This window comes from Streptomyces sp. NRRL S-87, from assembly GCF_000719335.1.
GTDB lineage: Bacteria > Actinomycetota > Actinomycetes > Streptomycetales > Streptomycetaceae > Streptomyces.
This window is the reverse complement of the sequence record NZ_JOGB01000017.1, coordinates 21,355-39,592: the sequence shown is the minus strand read 5'-3', so window position 1 is coordinate 39,592 and position 18,238 is coordinate 21,355. Positions and strand designations below refer to the sequence as shown.

Annotated in this window: 15 protein-coding genes, 1 tRNA gene and 2 pseudogenes; 11 read left to right on the top strand and 7 right to left on the bottom strand. The window is 70.0% G+C overall.

What is annotated here, in order from left to right:
- Complete coding sequence (locus IF43_RS0113030) at window positions 1-795, bottom strand: TerD family protein (protein WP_030198746.1); 795 nt, start codon at window positions 793-795, stop codon at window positions 1-3.
- 233 nt (window positions 796-1,028) lie between these two features.
- On the opposite strand from IF43_RS0113030, the gene IF43_RS0113025 reads away from it, so the two are divergent.
- From IF43_RS0113025 to IF43_RS0113010, 4 genes are all read left to right on the top strand, one after another.
- On the top strand, window positions 1,029-2,204 hold the full coding sequence (locus tag IF43_RS0113025) for an HpcH/HpaI aldolase/citrate lyase family protein (RefSeq protein ID WP_030198743.1): 1,176 nt from the start codon (window positions 1,029-1,031) through the stop codon (window positions 2,202-2,204).
- 338 nt (window positions 2,205-2,542) lie between these two features.
- Window positions 2,543-5,179 carry a phosphoribosyltransferase gene (locus tag IF43_RS0113020; RefSeq protein WP_063753323.1) on the top strand — a complete coding sequence of 879 codons (2,637 nt, stop codon included), beginning with the start codon at window positions 2,543-2,545 and terminating at the stop codon, window positions 5,177-5,179.
- Between the two features lie 188 nt (window positions 5,180-5,367).
- A complete protein-coding gene (locus IF43_RS0113015; RefSeq protein ID WP_030198733.1) occupies window positions 5,368-6,180 on the top strand; it encodes a hypothetical protein in 813 nt (270 codons plus the stop codon).
- Window positions 6,181-6,184: 4 nt separating this feature from the next.
- The gene (locus IF43_RS0113010) at window positions 6,185-6,844 is read left to right on the top strand and encodes an O-methyltransferase (RefSeq protein WP_030198730.1); all 660 of its coding nucleotides are present in this window, start codon (window positions 6,185-6,187) and stop codon (window positions 6,842-6,844) included.
- A 147-nt stretch (window positions 6,845-6,991) separates the two neighbouring features.
- On the opposite strand, the gene IF43_RS39355 is transcribed toward IF43_RS0113010, so the two are convergent.
- Both IF43_RS39355 and IF43_RS43475 read right to left on the bottom strand, forming a co-directional pair.
- Window positions 6,992-7,195 (bottom strand): zinc ribbon domain-containing protein, encoded by a 204-nt coding sequence (locus IF43_RS39355; protein WP_078910122.1) that lies wholly within the window; start codon window positions 7,193-7,195, stop codon window positions 6,992-6,994.
- 32 nt (window positions 7,196-7,227) lie between these two features.
- Entirely contained in the window at window positions 7,228-9,060 is a 1,833-nt protein-coding gene (locus IF43_RS43475) for a serine/threonine-protein kinase (RefSeq protein ID WP_051795254.1), read from the bottom strand.
- A gap of 399 nt (window positions 9,061-9,459) precedes the next feature.
- Here IF43_RS43475 and IF43_RS0113000 point away from each other — a divergent pair, with 399 nt between their 5' ends.
- Window positions 9,460-9,939, top strand: coding sequence for an SRPBCC family protein (locus IF43_RS0113000; RefSeq protein WP_030198724.1), 480 nt, complete (start codon window positions 9,460-9,462; stop codon window positions 9,937-9,939).
- 224 nt (window positions 9,940-10,163) lie between these two features.
- Here IF43_RS0113000 and IF43_RS0112995 read toward each other — a convergent pair whose 3' ends face one another.
- Window positions 10,164-10,385 carry a hypothetical protein gene (locus tag IF43_RS0112995; protein WP_030198723.1) on the bottom strand — a complete coding sequence of 74 codons (222 nt, stop codon included), beginning with the start codon at window positions 10,383-10,385 and terminating at the stop codon, window positions 10,164-10,166.
- Between the two features lie 443 nt (window positions 10,386-10,828).
- Here IF43_RS0112995 and IF43_RS36425 point away from each other — a divergent pair, with 443 nt between their 5' ends.
- The gene (locus IF43_RS36425) at window positions 10,829-11,251 is read left to right on the top strand and encodes a DUF6193 family natural product biosynthesis protein (protein ID WP_030198722.1); all 423 of its coding nucleotides are present in this window, start codon (window positions 10,829-10,831) and stop codon (window positions 11,249-11,251) included.
- On the opposite strand, the pseudogene IF43_RS36420 reads toward IF43_RS36425, so the two are convergent.
- Window positions 11,241-11,790, bottom strand: a pseudogene (locus IF43_RS36420) (UTRA domain-containing protein); the annotation flags it as partial. The gene IF43_RS36425 and the pseudogene IF43_RS36420 overlap by 11 nt on opposite strands.
- A 24-nt stretch (window positions 11,791-11,814) precedes the next feature.
- Here IF43_RS36420 and IF43_RS0112980 point away from each other — a divergent pair.
- The gene (locus tag IF43_RS0112980) at window positions 11,815-12,162 is read left to right on the top strand and encodes a hypothetical protein (protein WP_030198719.1); all 348 of its coding nucleotides are present in this window, start codon (window positions 11,815-11,817) and stop codon (window positions 12,160-12,162) included.
- A gap of 858 nt (window positions 12,163-13,020) precedes the next feature.
- Here the strand turns inward: IF43_RS0112980 and IF43_RS41595 are convergent.
- On the bottom strand, window positions 13,021-13,176 hold the full coding sequence (locus tag IF43_RS41595) for a hypothetical protein (RefSeq protein WP_158939294.1): 156 nt from the start codon (window positions 13,174-13,176) through the stop codon (window positions 13,021-13,023).
- Window positions 13,177-13,314: 138 nt separating this feature from the next.
- Here IF43_RS41595 and IF43_RS39345 point away from each other — a divergent pair, with 138 nt between their 5' ends.
- Window positions 13,315-15,531: an AAA family ATPase gene (locus IF43_RS39345; RefSeq protein WP_078910120.1), complete on the top strand. Its 2,217-nt coding sequence runs from the start codon at window positions 13,315-13,317 to the stop codon at window positions 15,529-15,531.
- A gap of 82 nt (window positions 15,532-15,613) precedes the next feature.
- Window positions 15,614-15,796: pseudogene (locus IF43_RS36415) on the top strand (tyrosine-type recombinase/integrase); the annotation flags it as partial.
- A 69-nt stretch (window positions 15,797-15,865) separates the two neighbouring features.
- On the opposite strand, the gene IF43_RS0112960 reads toward IF43_RS36415, so the two are convergent.
- Window positions 15,866-15,940 (bottom strand) — tRNA-Val (locus IF43_RS0112960).
- A 76-nt stretch (window positions 15,941-16,016) separates the two neighbouring features.
- On the opposite strand from IF43_RS0112960, the gene IF43_RS0112955 reads away from it, so the two are divergent.
- Both IF43_RS0112955 and IF43_RS0112950 read left to right on the top strand, forming a co-directional pair.
- Window positions 16,017-17,303 carry a hypothetical protein gene (locus IF43_RS0112955; RefSeq protein ID WP_037888326.1) on the top strand — a complete coding sequence of 429 codons (1,287 nt, stop codon included), beginning with the start codon at window positions 16,017-16,019 and terminating at the stop codon, window positions 17,301-17,303.
- A 264-nt stretch (window positions 17,304-17,567) separates the two neighbouring features.
- Window positions 17,568-18,200: a DUF4383 domain-containing protein gene (locus tag IF43_RS0112950; protein WP_051795253.1), complete on the top strand. Its 633-nt coding sequence runs from the start codon at window positions 17,568-17,570 to the stop codon at window positions 18,198-18,200.
- Window positions 18,201-18,238 lie beyond the last annotated feature (38 nt).

The window sequence follows — 18,238 nt, the reverse complement described above, 5'->3', positions numbered from 1 at the left end:
TCAGCGCCGCATGAACTGCGGCCCCTGCGGCGGCAGGCGGAACGCCGGGTCCCCGCCCGGGGCCGGTACGGGCACGGGCGGCGGGGAGACCGGCTGCGGGTAGCCGTACGCGGGCGGTGCGGTCGGCGGCGCCTGGGTGGCCGGGGCCGGGGTGTGCGGCTGTGCCGCGGGCACCGGCGGCGCGGGCTGCCGCATCGCCTGGGTCCGGTCCTCGCCCGGCGCGCCGCCCTCGGCGGCCTCCGCGGCGTTCTCGTCGACCGAGATGCCGTGGTCCGTGGCCAGGCCCTCCAGGCCGTTCGAGTAGCCCTCGCCCAGCGCGCGGAACTTCCAGCCCTCGCCGCGCCGGTACAGCTCGCCGCAGATCATCGCCGTCTCGGTGCCGGTCTCCGGCCGTACGTCGAAGTAGGCCAGCGGGTCGCCGCCGGCCGCCGGCGAGGCGTCGTACAGCAGGATCCGCAGGTCCGGGACGTGCTCGAAGGGGACGTCCTCGGCGGAGGCCACCACCAGCACCCGGTCGACGGCCGGTCCGAGGGCGGTCAGGTCGGCCTGCACCGCATCCGTGATCGCGTCCCCGGCCAGCCGCTTCTTGCCCAGCCGCCACACGGCGCCCGAAGGGTGCCGGGGCTGGTTGTAGAAGACGAAGTCCTCGTCCGAGCGCACGCGGCCGTCCGGGCCCAGGACGAGGGCCGAGGCGTCCACGTCCGGGACGTCGGGTCCGTCCGTCCAGCGCAGCACCGCCCGTACCGCCGAGGTGGCCACGGGGATGTTCGAACCCTTCTGCATCGCGTGCGTCATGCCCGTCATCCTGCCCCCTGCGGGCGGAGCGGGACAATGCGGCCCCCCTTTGCCGGTTGCGTGCCGCATCGTCCGCCGGACCCGTGCGCCGCCTCTTGTCGGCGGGGCGGAGCCTGGGCATGGTGCAAGAGGGTTACCTGAAATTCATGGGCTTGGGGAACTCTTGACACTCATTCGTACGTACTATTACCGGCCACGTCAGTTGGGCCGCCAAGGCAGTACGGGGGAAGCACATGCGTCATTTCGGGCACGTTTCGCCTGCGGTCCGTGAGCACCTCTTCCACCAGCAGCCCGCGGAATTCACCCTCGCGTCCCCGGCCCGCGTCCTTTCCGCGGCACTGGGCGCCACGCTCTACAGCCCGGCCACCCGGCCCCGGCTCGCCGACGACATCCGGAAGCAGGCCGCCCGCGGCGTCGTCTCCATGGTGATCTGCCTGGAGGACTCCATCAGCGACGGCGACGTCACGGCCGGCGAGGAGAACCTCGTCCGGCATTTCGCCGACCTCGACCGGGAGGCCGCCGACGGGGGGAGCGAGCTGCCGCTGCTCTTCATCCGGGTGCGGCTGCCCGAGCAGATCCCGGACCTCGTCGCCCGCCTCGGAGCCTCCGTCCGGCATTTGGCCGGATTCGTACTTCCCAAGTTCACGGAAGAGCGCGGGGTCGCGTTCCTCGACGCGGTGGCGCGCGCCGAGTCCGCCTCCGGACAGCGGCTCTTCGCCATGCCGGTCCTCGAATCACCCGAACTGCTCCACCTGGAGACCCGGCCCCTCGCACTCGCCGGCATCGCCCGCACCGTCGACAAGTACCGCGACCGCGTGCTCGCGCTCCGCCTCGGCGTCACCGACTTCTGCTCGGCGTACGGGCTGCGCCGCACCCCCGACATGACCGCCTACGACGTCCAGATCGTCGCCGGGGTCATCGCCGACGTCGTCAACGTCCTCTCGCGGGCCGACGGCACCGGCTTCACGGTCACCGGGCCGGTCTGGGAGTACTTCCGCCACCAGGAGCGGAAGTTCAAGCCCCAGCTGCGCCGCAGCCCCTTCCTCGACGGGCAGGCGGAGGAACTCCGCACCGCCCTGATCGAGCACGACCTCGACGGCCTGCTGCGCGAGATCGAACTCGACCGCGCCAACGGCCTGCTCGGCAAGACCTGCATCCACCCCGCGCACGTGACCCCCGTCCACGCCCTGTCGGTGGTCTCCCACGAGGAGTTCAGCGACGCCCAGGACATCCTGCGGCCCGAACGGGGCGGCGGCGGCGTCATGCGCTCGGCGTACACGAACAAGATGAACGAGGTGAAGCCCCACCGCGCCTGGGCCGAGCGCACCATGCTGCGCGCCGAGGTCTTCGGCGTGGCCCGTGAGGACGTCGGCTTCGTCGACCTCCTCACGGCGGGGCTCTCGGGGTGACGGACGGCGGGACCCTGGACGAGGGAACGGCGGGCGGGACCGTGGACGAGACGGCCGGCGGAACCGCCGACGGAACAGCCGGCGGAACGGCAGAGGGAGTGGTGGAGGACGTGGTGTGGTCCGGGACCTGGGTCGCGGAACGGCTCGGCGTGGAGCTCGTGGACGGACCGCCGGACGACGGCGGGCGGGACGAACGGCCCGAGGCGCGTCCGACCCCCGACACCGCCTCCGAGGCGACCTCCGACGCCGCCCGTGACCCCGACCGAGGCGCCGGGGCCGGACCGGCAGCGGCCGCCCCGGCCTCCGCCCCGGCCTCCGCCCCGGCCCCTGCCCCCGCGCTGCGCGACCTCCTGGGCCTCGCCCTGCGCCGCAACCCCAAGCGGGCCCACCTCCTGGTCTCGAACGTCCTCGGCAAGCACGTCCCGCAGTCCCCGTCGACCGTCTACGACGCCGGCTACGGTCTCGGCCGGCGCGTGCGCGACCTGCTCGGCCCGGACGAGGCGGCCCGCGCCGTGGTCCTCGGCTACGCCGAGACGGCCACCGCCCTGGGCCACTGCGTCGCCGACGGCCTCGGCAGCGCCCCGTACCTGCACTCGACGCGGCGACCGGTGCCGGGCGTGAACACCGCGGGCGGGTTCGAGGAGTCCCACTCGCACGCGACCTCCCACCTGCTCCTGCCCGAGGACCCGAAGCTGCTCGCCGGCCCGGGTCCGCTGGTGCTGGTGGACGACGAGTTCTCCACCGGCAACACCGTCCGCAACACCATCCGCGACCTGCACGCCCGCCACCCCCGCGACTGGTACGTGGTGGTGGCCCTGGTCGACATGCGCTCCGCAGCCGACCGCGAGGCCCTGGCCGCCTTCGCCGCGTCGCTGGGCGCGCGCGTGGACCTCGTGGCCCTGGCCACCGGCACGGTGGCCCTGCCCCCGGACGTCCTCGCCAAGGGCCAGGCCCTGGTCGCCGCCCAGGAAGCGGGTGCTGCGGCTCCGCCGACCCGGGGTGCGGAGGCTCCGGCCCCGCCGGCGTTCGAGGCGCGGGGTGCGGGGCGCAGCCCCGGGGCGTCCGGCGTGACCCGGGTCGCCCTCGCATGGCCGGCCGGCGTCCCCGACGGCGGCCGCCACGGCTTCACCCCGGCCCACCGCGAGACCCTCGCCGCGGCCCTCCCCGCCATGGCGGCCGGCCTGGCCGAGGCCCTGGGCGACACCCCGGGCCGGGTCCTCGTACTCGGCACCGAGGAGCTCATGTACGCCCCCCTGGCCCTGGCCCGCGAACTGGAACGGCAACTCGCGGCACGCCACCCCCACGCCTCCACTCCCGAAGCGCTCGACGCCCCCGGGTCCGACCAGCCCCCCCGGACCCCCCAGCCCCCCGCGGCCCTGGTCAGGTACTCCACGACCACCCGCAGTCCCGTCCTGGCCGTCGACGACCCCGGCTACGCCATCCGCACCCGCCTGGTCTTCCCGGCGCACGACGACCCCGCCGACGGCCCCGGCGAGCGCTACGCGTACAACGTCGCCGGCGCCGGCTTCGACGCCGTCGTCGCGGTCGTCGACACGGCCGGCGACACCCCCGAACTCCACGCCCCCGACGGCCTCCTGGCCCACCTCGCCGCCCAGGCCGGCCGGGTCCTGCTGGCCGTCGTACCGGCGTACGTACCGGCCTGCGCGACCCGCACCGAACCCACCCCGGAGCAGGCGCAGGCGCAAGGGCACCCGCACGGGCACCCACGCCCCCGCACGTACCCCCACGCGCCGAACCCCCCGCACCGCCCCGCCACCGACGACCGGCAGGAGCCGATCATGTCCGAGCCGCAGCACCAGGGACCGCCCGCGGGCCTTCCCCAGCCCCTGCGCGGCCCCGCGTTCTCCTCCTACGCCGCCGACGACGTCGGCTGGCTGCTCCAGGACCTGTCCGACGTCGCGCTGGAGGCCCCGACCGAGGAGCGTGAGGAGGCGATCCAGGCGGGCGGTGCCCACTACGCCGAGTCGCTGCCCGTCGAGTACCAGCCCAGCGCCCAGTACCAGGAGCTCTACCAGGCCGCTCTGGCCGCCTCCGCCGCCCGCGTCGCGCGCGCGGTCGGCACCGTCACCGAGACCGTGCTGGCCGAGCGCTCCCCGCGCCCCGTCCTGGTGTCGCTGGCCCGGGCCGGCACCCCCGTCGGCGTCCTCATGCGCCGCTGGGCCGGCCACCGGCACGGCCTCGACCTGCCGCACTACGCCGTCTCGATCGTGCGCGGCCGCGGCATCGACGCCAACGCCCTGCGCTGGCTCGCCGCCCACCACGACCCGGCCGACGTCGTGTTCGTCGACGGCTGGACCGGCAAGGGCGCCATCACCCGCGAACTGACCGCCGCACTCGCGGAGTTCCCGGAGTTCGACCCGAACATCGTGGTGCTCGCCGACCCCGGCGGCTGCGTGGCCACGTACGGCACGCGCGAGGACTTCCTGATCCCCTCCGCATGCCTCAACTCCACGGTCTCCGGCCTCATATCGCGTACCGTGCTGCGTGCGGACCTGGTCGGGCCCGACGACTTCCACGGCGCGAAGTTCTACCGCGCGCTGGCCGGGGCCGACGTCTCGGCGGAGTTCGTCGACACCGTGGCGGCCCACTTCGGCGAGGTCGCCGAGGCCGTCGACGCGGAGGTCAAGGAGCTGCTGGCGGCGGACCGCAGGCCCACCTGGGAGGGCTGGGCCGCGGTCGAGCGGATCAGTGAGGAGTACGGCATCCACGACGTGAACCTGGTCAAGCCCGGCGTCGGCGAGACGACCCGGGTGCTGCTGCGCCGGGTGCCCTGGAAGATCCTGGCCAAGCGGGGTGCCGGGGCCGACCTGGGGCACGTACGCCTGCTCGCCGAGCAGCGCGGCGTACCGGTGGAGGAGGTCGACGGGCTGCCGTACACCTGCGTCGGTCTGATCCACCCCCACTACACGCGCGGGGCCACGGGCGCCGACGGCAAGGCGGTGACGGCACCGTGACCACGCCCGGCACGGCACCGGCGCCCGGCAGGGCACCTGCGCCCGTACCCGAATCGGCACCCGCACCCGAAGGGGCACCCATCTCCCACGTGAGCTCGAACCCGAGCCCGAACCCGAGTCCGAGCCCCACTCCCACCCCCACCGCGGCCCCCGCCCCGGCCCCCGCCCCGGCCTCCGGCCCGGTCCTCATCGCGAGCGACCTCGACCGCACCCTCATCTACTCCGCCGCCGCCCTCGGCCTGACGATGCCCGACCCGCGGGCGCCCCGCCTCCTCTGCGTCGAGGTGCACGAGAGCAAGCCGCTCTCCTTCATGACCGAGACGGCCGCGGCCCTGCTCGCCGAGCTGGCCGCGGACCCGGAGGTGGTCTTCGTCCCGACCACCACCCGCACCCGCAAGCAGTACCAGCGCATCCGCTTCCCCGGACCCCCGGCCCGTTACGCCATCTGCGCCAACGGCGGCCAGCTGCTCGTCGACGGCGAAGCCGACCGCGACTGGCGGCGCCTGGTCGCGCGCCGGCTCGAAGCCGAGTGCGCGCCGCTGGAGGACGTACGCGCGCACCTGCTCGCCACCGCCGACCCGGCGTGGCTGCGCAAGGAGCGGGTGGCCGAGGACCTCTTCGCGTACCTCGTGGTCGAGCGGGCGCTGCTGCCCGAGGACTGGCTCAAGGCGCTCGCGGAGTGGGCCGAGGCGCGCGGCTGGACGGTGTCGCTGCAGGGCCGCAAGGTGTACGCCGTACCGCGGCCGCTGACCAAGAGCGCGGCGATGCGCGAGGTGGCCCGGCGTACGGGTGCCGCCACGACCCTCGCGGCCGGCGACTCGCTCCTCGACGCCGACCTGCTGCTGGCTGCGGACCGGGCCTGGCGGCCGGGGCACGGCGAACTGGCGGACGCGGCCTGGACCGCCCCCGGGGTGACGGCGCTGGGGGTGGCCGGGGTGCTGGCGGGGGAGGAGATCGTCCGGCAGTTCGCCCGTCGCGGACGGCCGATTCGGGCAGACTGACCGTATGAGCAAGGGGAACACGACCCGCATGACGGACGAGCTGTACGCGTACATGCTCGCCCACAACCCCCCGCTGGACCCGGTGCAGCGGGGGGTCGTCACGACCACGTACGCCCGCTACCCCGACTCCGCCGGCATGCAGTCGGCAGAGGAGCAGGGACCGCTGCTGGCGTGGCTGGTCCGGATGGTGGGGGCCCGGCACATCGTGGAGGTCGGGACGTTCACGGGCTTCTCCTCCCTGGCGATGGCGCAGGCGCTGCCCCCGGACGGGCGGCTGATCGCCTGCGACGTCTCGGAGGAGTGGACGGCGGTCGCCCGGGAGGCCTGGGAGGCCGCCGGGGTCGCGGACCGCATCGAGCTGCGGCTCGCGCCCGCGCTCGACACGCTGCGGGCGATGTCGGACGAGCCGCACATCGACCTGGCGTACCTGGACGCGGACAAGGAGAACTACGTCGCGTACTGGGAGGAGCTGGTGCCCCGGATCAGGGCGGGCGGCCTGATCGTCACGGACAACACGCTCTTCCACGGGCGCGTGGTGGACCCGGACGCGACGGGCGCGGTGGCGGGCATCCGCAGGTTCAACGACCACGTGGCGGGGGACGCGCGCATGGACAGCGTCCTGACCGTCATCTCGGACGGCCTGACCCTCTCCCGCAAACGCTGACACCGCCGCCGCGGCGGGCGGCCGACCCCCGGGGATCCGGGCCCGGGGATCCGGCCGCGGTGATCAGCAGCCGTGGATCAGCAGCCGGGGATAAGCAGCCGTGGATCAACAGCCGTGGATCAACAGCCGTGGATCAACAGCCGTGGATCAACCGCAGCCGCCGCCTCCGCAGCACCCCCCGCCCGACGGCGCGGGAGCGGCGGCGGACCCGCCCACTGCGACGGCGGACAGCAGCTTGACGGTGTCCTCGTGGCCCTGGGGACACACGGCGGGGTCGGAGGACTGGGCCATGGGCCGACTCACCTCAAAGGAGTCACCACAGGCACGGCAGCGGAATTCGTAACGAGGCATGCCCCCAGGCTATCCACCCGACCCGCCCCGGTCTAAGCCCTGCGCATGGCGAGTGCCGCATCGAGCAGCGCACTCACGAACGACATGGCCGCCCAGACGCCCACCGCGGCGATCATCGACGTCCACCAGGCCATGTCCAGTACCGCGAGGAAGAGCCCGAACGCGATCCCGCCGAGCATGGTGCCGTTGAAGAGGACCTGGCCCGGGTTCCTGAAGCTCCCGTCCTCGAGCATGGAGAAGAAGGCGGCGGAGGCGATTGCGATCAGGCCCAGCGCTTCGCCGGCGCCGGCGAGCAGGTCGGCCCACCACGGGATGTCGGCCTGGGAGACCATCAGCCAGATGCAGCCGCCCAGGACGATGAACGAGGCGGTGACCGCAGCCCCGGCCGCCAGGTCCTCGCCCTTGGTGTGCCTGGCGGAGTACCCGCCCCGGAAGCCGTGCGCGTAGAGCTCGAACTCGTCGACGACGATGAGGACCCCTATGGCGAGTCCCGCGGCGGTCGCCCCGCACAGTGCCGAGAGGACGAAGCCCAGCTCCGTCGTGCTCCGGACCAGCCCGAAGGTGCTCCCCCAGGTGAGGAGCACGGTGGTGACCGCCTCGAGGCCTTCGTGACGGACCGGCTCCCGCCGCTCGATCGCGGTGGCCGGGGTCGTGACGGGTCGGGGAGCGGGGAGGTCGCGGCGTGGGGGGCGTCGGGCGACGTGCGCCGGCTGGGGCTGCGGCTGCCGCTGGGGCTGTGGTCGCGGCTCAGGTTCCGGCTGCGGCGCGTAGAGGGCCTCCCACCACCCCGACTCCTTCGGCTCCCCGTCCTCGTCCGGCGGCTCGAACTCGGGGTCGTACGGTTCCACCAGCTCGAACTCGGCTTCGTACAGCGGCTCCACCGGCGCGGGCCCGCGATCACCGGGCAACACCGGCGCTGGCACCGGCACCGGCACCGGCGCTGGCACCGGCGGCCCCGGCGCTGGCACCGACGTCGGTAGCGGGCCCTGCACCGGCACCTGCAGGGGAACCGGTGTGGCCGGGCCGGCCCCCGGCTGGACCAGTACCGCCTCCAGGATCCGCCGCACCTCTCCCGCGCCCCGCGGCCGTTCCGCGGGATCCGTCTCCAGCAGGCGGACGATCAGGTGGTCGAGCGCGGCGGGCAGCCCGGGGCGCAGGCGTCCCGGCTCGGGTACCCCCACGCCGTCTCCGCGTTCCGGGGGCCAGCCGGTCACCAGGGCGTACATGAGGCACCCGAGCGAGTAGAGGTCGGACTGCCGGCCCGCGGCTCCACGGAACTGCTCCGGGGACATGTACGCCGGTGTGCCGAGGACCGTTCCCGGCCTGGTCTGGCCGCTCTCCTCCAGCAGCTTCGCGATGCCGAAGTCCAGCACCCGTACGGCACCGCGCTGCGTGACCATCACGTTGGACGGTTTGATGTCGCGGTGCACGATGTCGTTCGCGTGCGCGCTCTCCAGCACGTCGCAGATCTGATCGGCCCAGGCGACGACGTCGCTCAGCGCCGGGAGGGACGCGTCGAGCGGTTTTCCCTCTGCCAGTTCGCTGCGTGCCTTCTCCAGCACCGTCTGGAGGGTCTCCCCGCGCAGCAGTTCCATCGTGATGTAGAAGACCCCGGCCCCGCCGCCGCAGTCGTGCACGGTGACGGCGTGTTCGTGGCCCACGAGGGCGAGGGCGCGCGCCTCCTTGCCCAACCGCTTCACCGCAGGGTCGATGTCGTCGGCGTCCCGGGGCATGATGAGCAGCTTGATGGCGATCTTCCGCCCGAGCTTGAGGTCCGTCGCCTTCCAGACTTCGCCCATCCCGCCGGCGCCGAGCGGTTTCTCCAGCCGGTAGCGCCCGTCCACCGTGTCCCCCTGCCGGTGCATGCACAGCCCCCTCGCCCGCGAGTCGGTCACCCGAAGGGAAGTATGGGGGCGCCACGCCCCTCCCGGGAACGGAACGTGCGCAAGAGCGCACGCAGAGCATCGACGGCATCGTTTCAGCAGCTCAGGGCCGTGCACTGGTAACGCCGCCCAGCCGGGCGAACGCTCGTCCCCCCACCGAGGAGCCGCCGCTCGTCGCCGCCCTCGCCGCCGGGTTCCCCGACGGCCCGGCGCCCCCGATGAGCCTCGATGACGACCTCACCTCGGGGGCTCGCCCTACGTCCGTGCCCCGCCCCTCTCTCCCCCCGAAGACGAGACGCTTGCCGGAACCTCACCCGTCTGGACGGCTCGGACTGTCCAACCGGCGCGCTCGCCATGACGCTGGAGACGAGGAGCGTGACCATGGCCCGGAACCGCCGCTTGATCCTTAGCCCGCCGTCCGAAGTCTGGCACCTGCTGTCCGACGGCCACCGCTACGGAGAGTGGGTGACCGGGACCCAGCAGGTCCTCGCCGTGGACCCGCACTGGCCAGAGGTCGGCGCTCGGTTGAGGGTGCGCGTCGGTGCCGGCCCCCTCACCCTCGACGACACCTGCGTCGTCCGCATCTCCGAACCGCCCCACCGCCTCCAACTGGAAGCGAAGGCAGGACCTTTCGGCGCAGCTCGCATCGCCATGAAGCTGACCCCGTGGGGCGCCAACACCCTGTTCACCCTCGACTGGCACCCCCTCCGGGGCCCCGGCACGCGGATGCACGGCCTGCCCGTGGACTACGTCGTCGCGGTCCGCAACGGCATGATGCTCACGAAGCTGGCGCGGATCGCGGTGCGCGAGCACGCCACAGGTGGCCGGGGCGCCCTACACACCCTCGGGACGGAGCCCTGACCTCGGTCGGGCCGGCCGCGGGCCGCCGCCCCGCACCCGCCGTGCAGAGCGACGTGCCCGCTCGTCGGCTCCGCTCCTCTTGATGTCGAAAGCGGATGGCGAAGGCCCCCAGCCGATCTCGGCTGGGGGCCTTCGCACTGGTGGGTGCGGACGGTGTGGACGTGCCGACTGTTGCGTTGCCCGCCCCCATCGGGGCTGGCGACGAGCGGTCCGGGACAACGGTGCTAGAGCTTGATCATCTTGGCGTACGGGCTCAGGATCCGTTCTCGTGCCGAGCCGAAATCGACGAGCGTCGCGATTCCGTCCTCGACGCCGATCACTCGGCCGAGTCCGTACACATCGTGTGTGACCTGGTCACCCACCACGAAGTGCTTGGGGGGTGGTGCGGTCGGGACTTTGAAGGGGCTGCTCGGCAGATGACGCTTCGGTGCAGCTGGCTTTGTCATTGAGCCCAGTATGCGCCCGCCGGGCGCCGACCGGACCGCCGCGCACATCACCGTTCGGACCCGATCCCGCGTCTTCGGGCTCGGAGACGGGAAGGCCCGCAGTGGATCCGCCCCGCCGACACCCGCCCTACCGGCCCGTCCGGACCCACCCCCACCCTCCCCGACCTCGGCTTCGCCAGCCCTATACGACAGTGCCAAAGGCCCCCAGCCGTGATCGGCTGGGGGCCTTTGCACTGGTGGGCGCGGACGGCTTCGAACCGCCGACATCCGCTTTGTAAGCTCGCCCGGAGGGGCGGCGCAGGGGCCCTGACCTGCGAGGCGAAGGCTCTGCAGGACACGCTGGCAACCGCCCGCGTCCACCCTCGTTGTTGTCAGATTTGGTTGTCAGTGAGCGCACCTCCCGGCACGTTGTTGGGGCGCCGTCGGACCTGAATAATCACCGCATGACCCACGTAGTCGAGGCCGCCTGGCAGGAGATGTTCACCGTCGCCGAGGGACGGACCCGGGAGGGGGAATCACTCGTTGCGGGACGCTTCGCCGAGCTGGTCCGGGTGGCACGCGGAGAGCCGCTGCTCCGTCAGCTCTACCCCTGGACAGGGATGTGGGAGCTGCACTTCAGCCGCTGCACGGAGAAGCGGTGGACCTGGGACCTCCCCTACATCGGCACGACGGGCGACGGCCGGTACTACGTCGAGGGGCCGCACCGAAGCAGCCCGCGGATCGCGGAGACGGACAGCGCCGTGGCCGCAGTAGCCATGGTCATCGACCGCCTGCCACCGCAGTGCGGCCCAGCGTTCGTCGGTACCTCGGACGAGTTCGCTGCCCACGAGAAGGCGCGCAGTAGGGGCCTCCCGGCTACCGACTGATCGGAACCTCGTAAACGATCTCGCAAAGGGCGGCGGGCACAATGATGTCCGCCGTCTCCACGGGCCGGCCCTCATCGCTGTAGTACGTCCGTCGGATATGAGGGAAGCGAGGCCTTCTGGATCCCGAGGAGTCACACCTCCTCTGCGGTCGCCTGCCGGGGCTCCGGCTGCTCCACGGCGTGGCTGACGACGATCCCGATCTCGGCCATGCGGTTCACGACGCCGATCCCCGCGTGGGGCCCGCCCTCCGGCAGGACAACGAGCGTCCCGGCCGTCAGGTCATACGGCTCCCAGCTCGTGGACAACTGGACGGGCCTGCCGTCGGCGAGAAACTCGTACGCGGTGCGGACGCACAGCTCGCCCTCGCCGATGCCGAGCCGTGCCGCGATCTCGGCCGGTGCCGGCACCTTGGCCTCGGTCCGGCTCTCCCAGCCGCCCCGCTTCCCTGCCGCCAGCATGTCTGCACGAAACGGCGACTCCTCGCGATGCTCGCGCGCTGAGGAACGGACCACTCGCACGCGCCGCCGGGGCTCGGCCACCACGAGCGAAAGGAGCGCCCCGAAATGACAGCGCACGAGGATCTTCGGCTCCTGCCGTGGTCGGGCCCCGACGACAAGCCCTGCTATCTGAGCGCCGACAACGCCAGCAGCCGCCTCTCCCGCCTGGCGGACGCCATCGAGTCGGTGGAGCTGGGCGTCGCGGCCAAACTCACGGAGTACGCCTCGGAGGTCCTGGCCGACGAGGAGGCAGACCTCGAGGAACTCCGCCTCCTGGCGACGGGCTTGGCGCACTCCCTGTCCAAGACCCTCACGGTCGCCCACAGCCGCGGCCACCGCTTGCCGCCTCCAGACCTACCGCCCTGCCCGTCTTGGGCAGAGGGCGTTGGCCCATCGGAGCCGCCACCAAGCTGACAGATCGCGCACCCATGCCGAAGGCCCTCAGTTGCACGGGGGCCTTCGGTTGTTCGGCACGCGGCTCCGCAGGCCCCGTGTGTCTCACGCGTTTCTGCTAGTCGGAGGCCATCTGGGTCTTCATGGACGGCTCGCCGTCCGCGAATAGTGCGTGGAGGCACAGGCCTTCTACCAGCCGCCACCGAAGATGGGCTGAAGCGAGGCTGCTACGGCCGACAGTAGCCCAAGTATTCCGCCCAGGGTCGTCAGAGCTGTAGTGGCGTTCGGGAAGAGCTCACGCCGCAGATCACGCCATCGCTTTCTAACTACAACGCCCTGGAGTTTCTGCCACTTGTGCTGCCGAATGTGGCAGCCCATCATGGCGCCCTTGCTGTTGTTTCTGCACGCGCCGTCTCGCCCAAGCGCCCCACACCAGGCCGGAGCGAGAAAGAAAAAGTAGACCGTGCACACACCGGATAACGCCAACAGCAGGCCTGGGCCGAAGTCGGACGTGAGCCAACCAGCCAACAGGACTGCGAAGACAGCCCATCCCCAGTACTTCCCGAAGCCCTTCATGCACACCGGAACGTAACGGCGTATGCCTCACACTAGAAGGGAGCATGTGAGGCGCAACGGAGGCACATGTCAGCGCACGTGGTCTCCTGTCCTCATCCACGGTGGTGGTTGTAAGCGGTAGACGCCGAAGGCTGCCTGTCACGGGCAGGCAGAGGGTGTCGTATTCCTGCCGCTTCTTGCCGCGAAACGGGCACTAGGCGCGCCTGCTCCATCCCCGACAGGAGGTACCCGGCCCTCGAAGCAGTCTGCCCGACTAGCGACTCGGCCTCGCTCGCCGGGACCGCCCAGGGCGTCTGATTATTGCTAGCCACCCGGAGGAAGCGCTCGGCGTGCACACTCGTCATCCGCCTCGTAGAGATCCATTGATGCATCGTCCCGACCGCCGATGCCAGCGCCGGTATCGAGCATCACGTTGATCAGGGCTTCGGTCTGCTTCCTGCCGACTTCGGGCAGCTTCACGGGTAGTCCGCACGGCGACGACGGACGCGCGCTTCGAGAGGAGCGCATGCGCTCCATGAGGACCTTGGCCGGAGTCGTGGCACAGAGATTCTCACTCGACTACCCTCTGCAACCTAACGGGTTGGGAGGGGTGGAGACGTGCACATCGATTCAGTCCGAGTTGCCGGATTTCGTAGCATTAAGGGTACTTCACTAGATTCGTGCGGAAATCTAAACGTCCTGATCGGGAAAAACAATTCCGGGAAGTCTAACCTGCTAGCTGCCATCAAGAAGTTCTTCGCGCACTTCGCGGCAGCCGACGGTAAGGTGGCCACGCTCTCACCGGATATGAGGGAACCGAGTGACTGGTACCTCAAAAACACATCGTCATCCATAGAGATTTCGGTGACTCTAGCTCTTGGTGAGCTCGAAATTGAAGATCTGCGCGACTCGATTGTCTCTGAAACTCCCCAGGTTAGGAACGCTCTCGCAGGTGCCGAACTCAGTCATCTTGTCACCGTCGACTTGAAGTTTCTCCCCGCTTCCCCGATGGTTGCCTACGTCTCAAAGATTGCATTCGGGGCGCATGGTGCGGAAGATGGAGAGATCCTGTCCGTAAGTCGGGATAGTGCGATCGAAATGGCGCAAACTTCCGCCTCTTTGGATGCATACTCTGAAGAATTTGCTTTGCTGGACTCGGTTTTGAGTGAATTCGATGAGGATGACTGGAAGCGGGTGAGAGAGCGGGGGTATATGCCCCCGTCCGCCCGGATTACAAGAACGCTCGGCGGTGGCCCCCAGGTTCCAGAATCTCTACTCAAGTACGCCAGGGCCTCCTCAAGCTTCTCCGAATTCCAGGCAATTTGCCGCAATCGCTCCCAGCAGCTTGCGGAAAGGCGAGAAAAGGCGAGCACGTCACCCTTCGAGCATCCCATCTCTACATTCTCCGGAAGTGCAACCAGTGTTCCTGGTTACATTACTTCGTTCTTGAAAAAAATCTCAGGGCTGAATGTCCACGTGCTTGCAGAGCAGAGGGCTCCTATCGGTCAAGTAGAGGCAAGTCGCATCCTGAAGCTGAAAACGAGCCGCGGTCAAGGCGCCGTCCTCCGAGGGATTCAATCGGTCGTTTCTGGCCTTCTCGGAGTTCAGATTGATGCGTTCAGTGCGGATGACCCACAAATGGCGCGGCGTGCACTGCCTTCTTCTCGGCGAAATGATGGAATGCCGGCGGAGCTTGACGTAGACGATTTCCTGGTGCAGCTTAATGGGTCCGGCATTCGCGAGGCATTGCGTCTCATCCTGGACCGCGAGTTTGAACGTCCTGACATCCTGCTTGTGGAGGAGCCGGAGGTGCACTTGCACCCGGCTCTTGAAATTTCTCTCATGCAATACCTCAAGGAAGTCAGTAGCGACTGTCAGATATTCCTCACCACTCACTCGACCAACTTTTTGGACGTCGGGTCGCTTGAAAATGTTTACCTTATTCGCAAAACGCAAGAGACGTGCGTTCAAAGTGTCGATGTGGATGAAGCTGAAGCGGCCATCCCGGAAGAGCTCGGACTGCGACTGAGCTCCCTGTTTATGTTCGACAGGCTGGCTTTCGTTGAAGGTCCGTCGGATGAGCACATCCTTCGCTTGTTTGCGTCAGCCATGGGAGTTAGTTTTGGGCAGGCTGCACTAGGGTTTGTGACAACCGGTGGAGCCAGAAACTTCACTCACTACGCCACTGCCTCCACCCTGTCGTTTCTGCGTAAGCGGAACGTGCGAACTGTGTTCGTTCTGGATAGGGATGAGCGTGACGGGGGTGATATTGATGCCTTGAAGAGCAGAGTCGAGGGGATGAGTGAAGTGAAGGTTCTTCGCCGTCGCGAAATGGAGAACTATTTGCTTTGCCCTGCGGCTATCTCAAGGTGTCTAAAGGTTAAATCTAAGGGCGCGGTGGACGTTTCCCCGCTCGACGTGGCATCATCAATCAATGAAGTGTGTGAGCAGCTCTTCGAATTGGCAGTCGAGCGCAATGTTCTGAAGCATGCCTGTCGACCAGTTATTCCGCGACGAGAGCTAATCCTCAAGCGTGCGGACGGAGAGCTGTTTGAAAACTCCATCAAGTCTGAACTTGATGATTCAATCCGACGGCTGAGCGAACTTTCAGAGTCCATCCCGCGTCTTATGGAAGAAGCAAGGTCGAGCATTCAGGCGGAATGGGGGCTCAGGAAGTCTGAGCTAATCCCAGGAGACGAGATCCTCGACGGGGTTTTTATTCGGCATGGCCTGCGCTTCAATAAGAAGCGCGATGGTGTCGAAATCGCTTCTCTTATGCAGGAGGAGGATATTCCTGAAGAGCTCAGGAGCCTCATCCGAGATCTCGTGCAGTAGGCGAGGACGGAGTTCTCCTTCAGCGGTGCGGCGGGTCAGCGGACGCGGCAGCGGTGGGTGCGGGCGGCGAGCTGGGCGGCGGGCGCGGCACGGGACGGCGACCTTGCTCACTGCCGCCGGGGTGCCGCCGCGGGTCGTGATGGAGATCCTCGGGCACTCGCAGATCGCGGTGACCATGAACGTCTACGCGCACGTGGTGCAGGAGACACAGCGGGAAGCGGTCGGGCGGATGGACCGGCTGCTTGGGCGAGGACCCCGCCCCTGATCCGCCCCCGTTGTTGTCAAAAATGGTTGTCAAAGGCCCCCCGCCATGATCGGCGAGGGGCCTTTGTGCTGGTGGGCGCGGACGGTTTCGAACCGCCGACATCTGCTTTGTAAGAGCAGCGCTCTACCCCTGAGCTACGCACCCGTGGACGAGGAGACAGCCTACAGGGCCCGTACGCCCCTGACGCAAACGCGTTCTGGTGAGGGAGAATGAACCGGGCATGGCGGAGGCGTACGGGAGAGGGACTGTGACGGCGACATCCCGGCGGTGGTTCGGTGGGCGGGACGAGAGCCGGCGGGCCGCGGCGCAGGCCGCCAAGGACGATGCCGCGGCGGCCTTCTACGAGCTGGACACCGCGCAGCGGGACCTGCGGATCTCCATCGAGACCATCGCCGCGGCGGACGGGTCGCCGGCGGCGCGGCAGGCCCGGGACGGGTTCGAGGCGCTCGGGCAGCGGATCGACCAGGTCAGTCACGTCTACATCGAGACCGTCGACCGCTACGACCTGGACCGTCCCGAGCTGGACGCCGGGGTGGCCGGCCGGGCCCGCGGGGAGTTGGAGCGGGCGCGCGAGGAGCTCGTACGGGTCAAGGGGGAGCTGGACCGTTTCGCGCAGGGCCTGGAGCCGCTGCTGCAGCACGCGGCGTCGCAGCTGGCGCTGGTGGCCCCGGCGCGGGAGCGGGCGCGGGCGGCGCTGCTGGGGGCCAGCGAGGCCCTCGACGCAGTGCGGGCGACGGGCATGCGGGCCGATGACCTGGCGGCGCGGCTGGCCGCGCTGGGCCCGGAGCTGACGTTGCTCAACGAAGGTGCGGCCCGGCACGGGGTGCAGGAGACGGTGCAGCGCGCCGACCGGCTGGCGCGGGAAGCCGGGACGATCAAGGCGGAGGCGGAGCGGCTGCCGGAGCGGGCCGCGGAGATGGACCGCCGGCTGGTCAGTCTGCGGACGCGCGCCCAGGCGCTGCGCAACCGCGCCGACCGGGTCGACCCGGTGTTGAGCGAGCTGCGGCGGCGTTTCAGTGCCGCCTGCTGGCAGGACCTCCAGCACGTGCCGGACGCGGCGGCGCAGCAGGTGGCCCAGGCCGAGGAGCGGCTGGCCGAGGCGGGGGTCGCGCGGCAGGCGCAGGACTGGGCGCAGGCCACGGCCCTGTTCGCCACGGTGCGGGCGCTCCTCGACTCCGTCGACGAGGCGGTCTCGGCTGCGGGTGAGCGGCTGCGGGTCCTCGACGCGGTGGCCGAGGACCCGCAGGAGGAGATCGACCGCACCCGGTTCGTGGTCCGCGACGCGCAGCGGCTGGCGATGGAGGGCCGCAGCGTCCCGGACGCGCGCCACGCCCGTCCCCTCGACGACGCCGTGGCCCGGCTCGACCGGGCGGTGGCGGGCCTCACCGGCCGGCACCCCGACTACTGGCACTTCCTTCGGGAGACGGAGGCCGTGCGGGAGGCGGTCGGGCGGGTGGTGAACGACATCCGGTCCCAGAGGGGTGGCCCGGCGCCGTCGGGGCGTTAGGGCGGGTTCCCTTCGGGTTTTGCGGTTCTTGGTCTTTCTTGTCTGTTCGTGCCCGGTCCCTTGGTCTTGGACCCTTCTACCTCCGGTGTTCTGCGTCGGTGTGCCGGGGCGGCGCGGTTGTACGGGGTGCGTGGGCGGCGGATGCTGGGAGGTGCGGTGGTTCCGCCGCGGGTACGGGCCGGGTGCGCGCCGGGGCGCGTCGCCGGGGTCCGTACGACTCGACGTACGTACGCCCGAACGGCGGCCCGACCCGAGGAGGCCGCGATGGCCACTCACGCGGTACGCATCCGGCGCCCGATCGGCATCGGGGCCCGGCTCGACGAGCACCTGCCGATGGACCACAAACTGAGCATGGTCTACCGGGTCGGCGCGGGCCTCATGGGCCTGTTCCTGATCGTCTTCGGGGTGCTCGGGCTGACCCAGAACATCGGCTTCTTCAGCACGGGCGGCGACAAGGTCGTCGGCCTCAACACCAACGGCGCGCTGAGCGTGCTGTCGATCTGTGTGGGGCTGCTGCTGATGGTGGGCATGTTCATCGGCGGGAACTTCGCCTCGTCGCTCAACATCGTGCTGGGGCTGGCCTTCATCGCGAGCGGCTTCATCAACCTGGCGCTGCTGGACACCGGCCTGAACTTCCTGGCATTCAAGATCCAGAACGTGCTGTTCAGCTTCGTGGTGGGCGTGATGCTGATGTGGTTCGGGATGTACGGGCGGGTGGGCAGCGCGCTCCCGCACGACAACCCGTACTGGCGGGCGCGCCACCCCGAGGCGGCCGAGCAGGAGGGCCGGCACCGCACGCCGGAGATGCGGGCGGTGGAGGGGATGGGTATGTGGCACGAGCCTCCTTCGGGTGGGGGCTCGGCCGGGGGCTCGGGCGCGGGCCGGGCATCTCGATAGGCGGACGGGAGTGGCCCGAGGGCCTGCGGTTGTGAGGG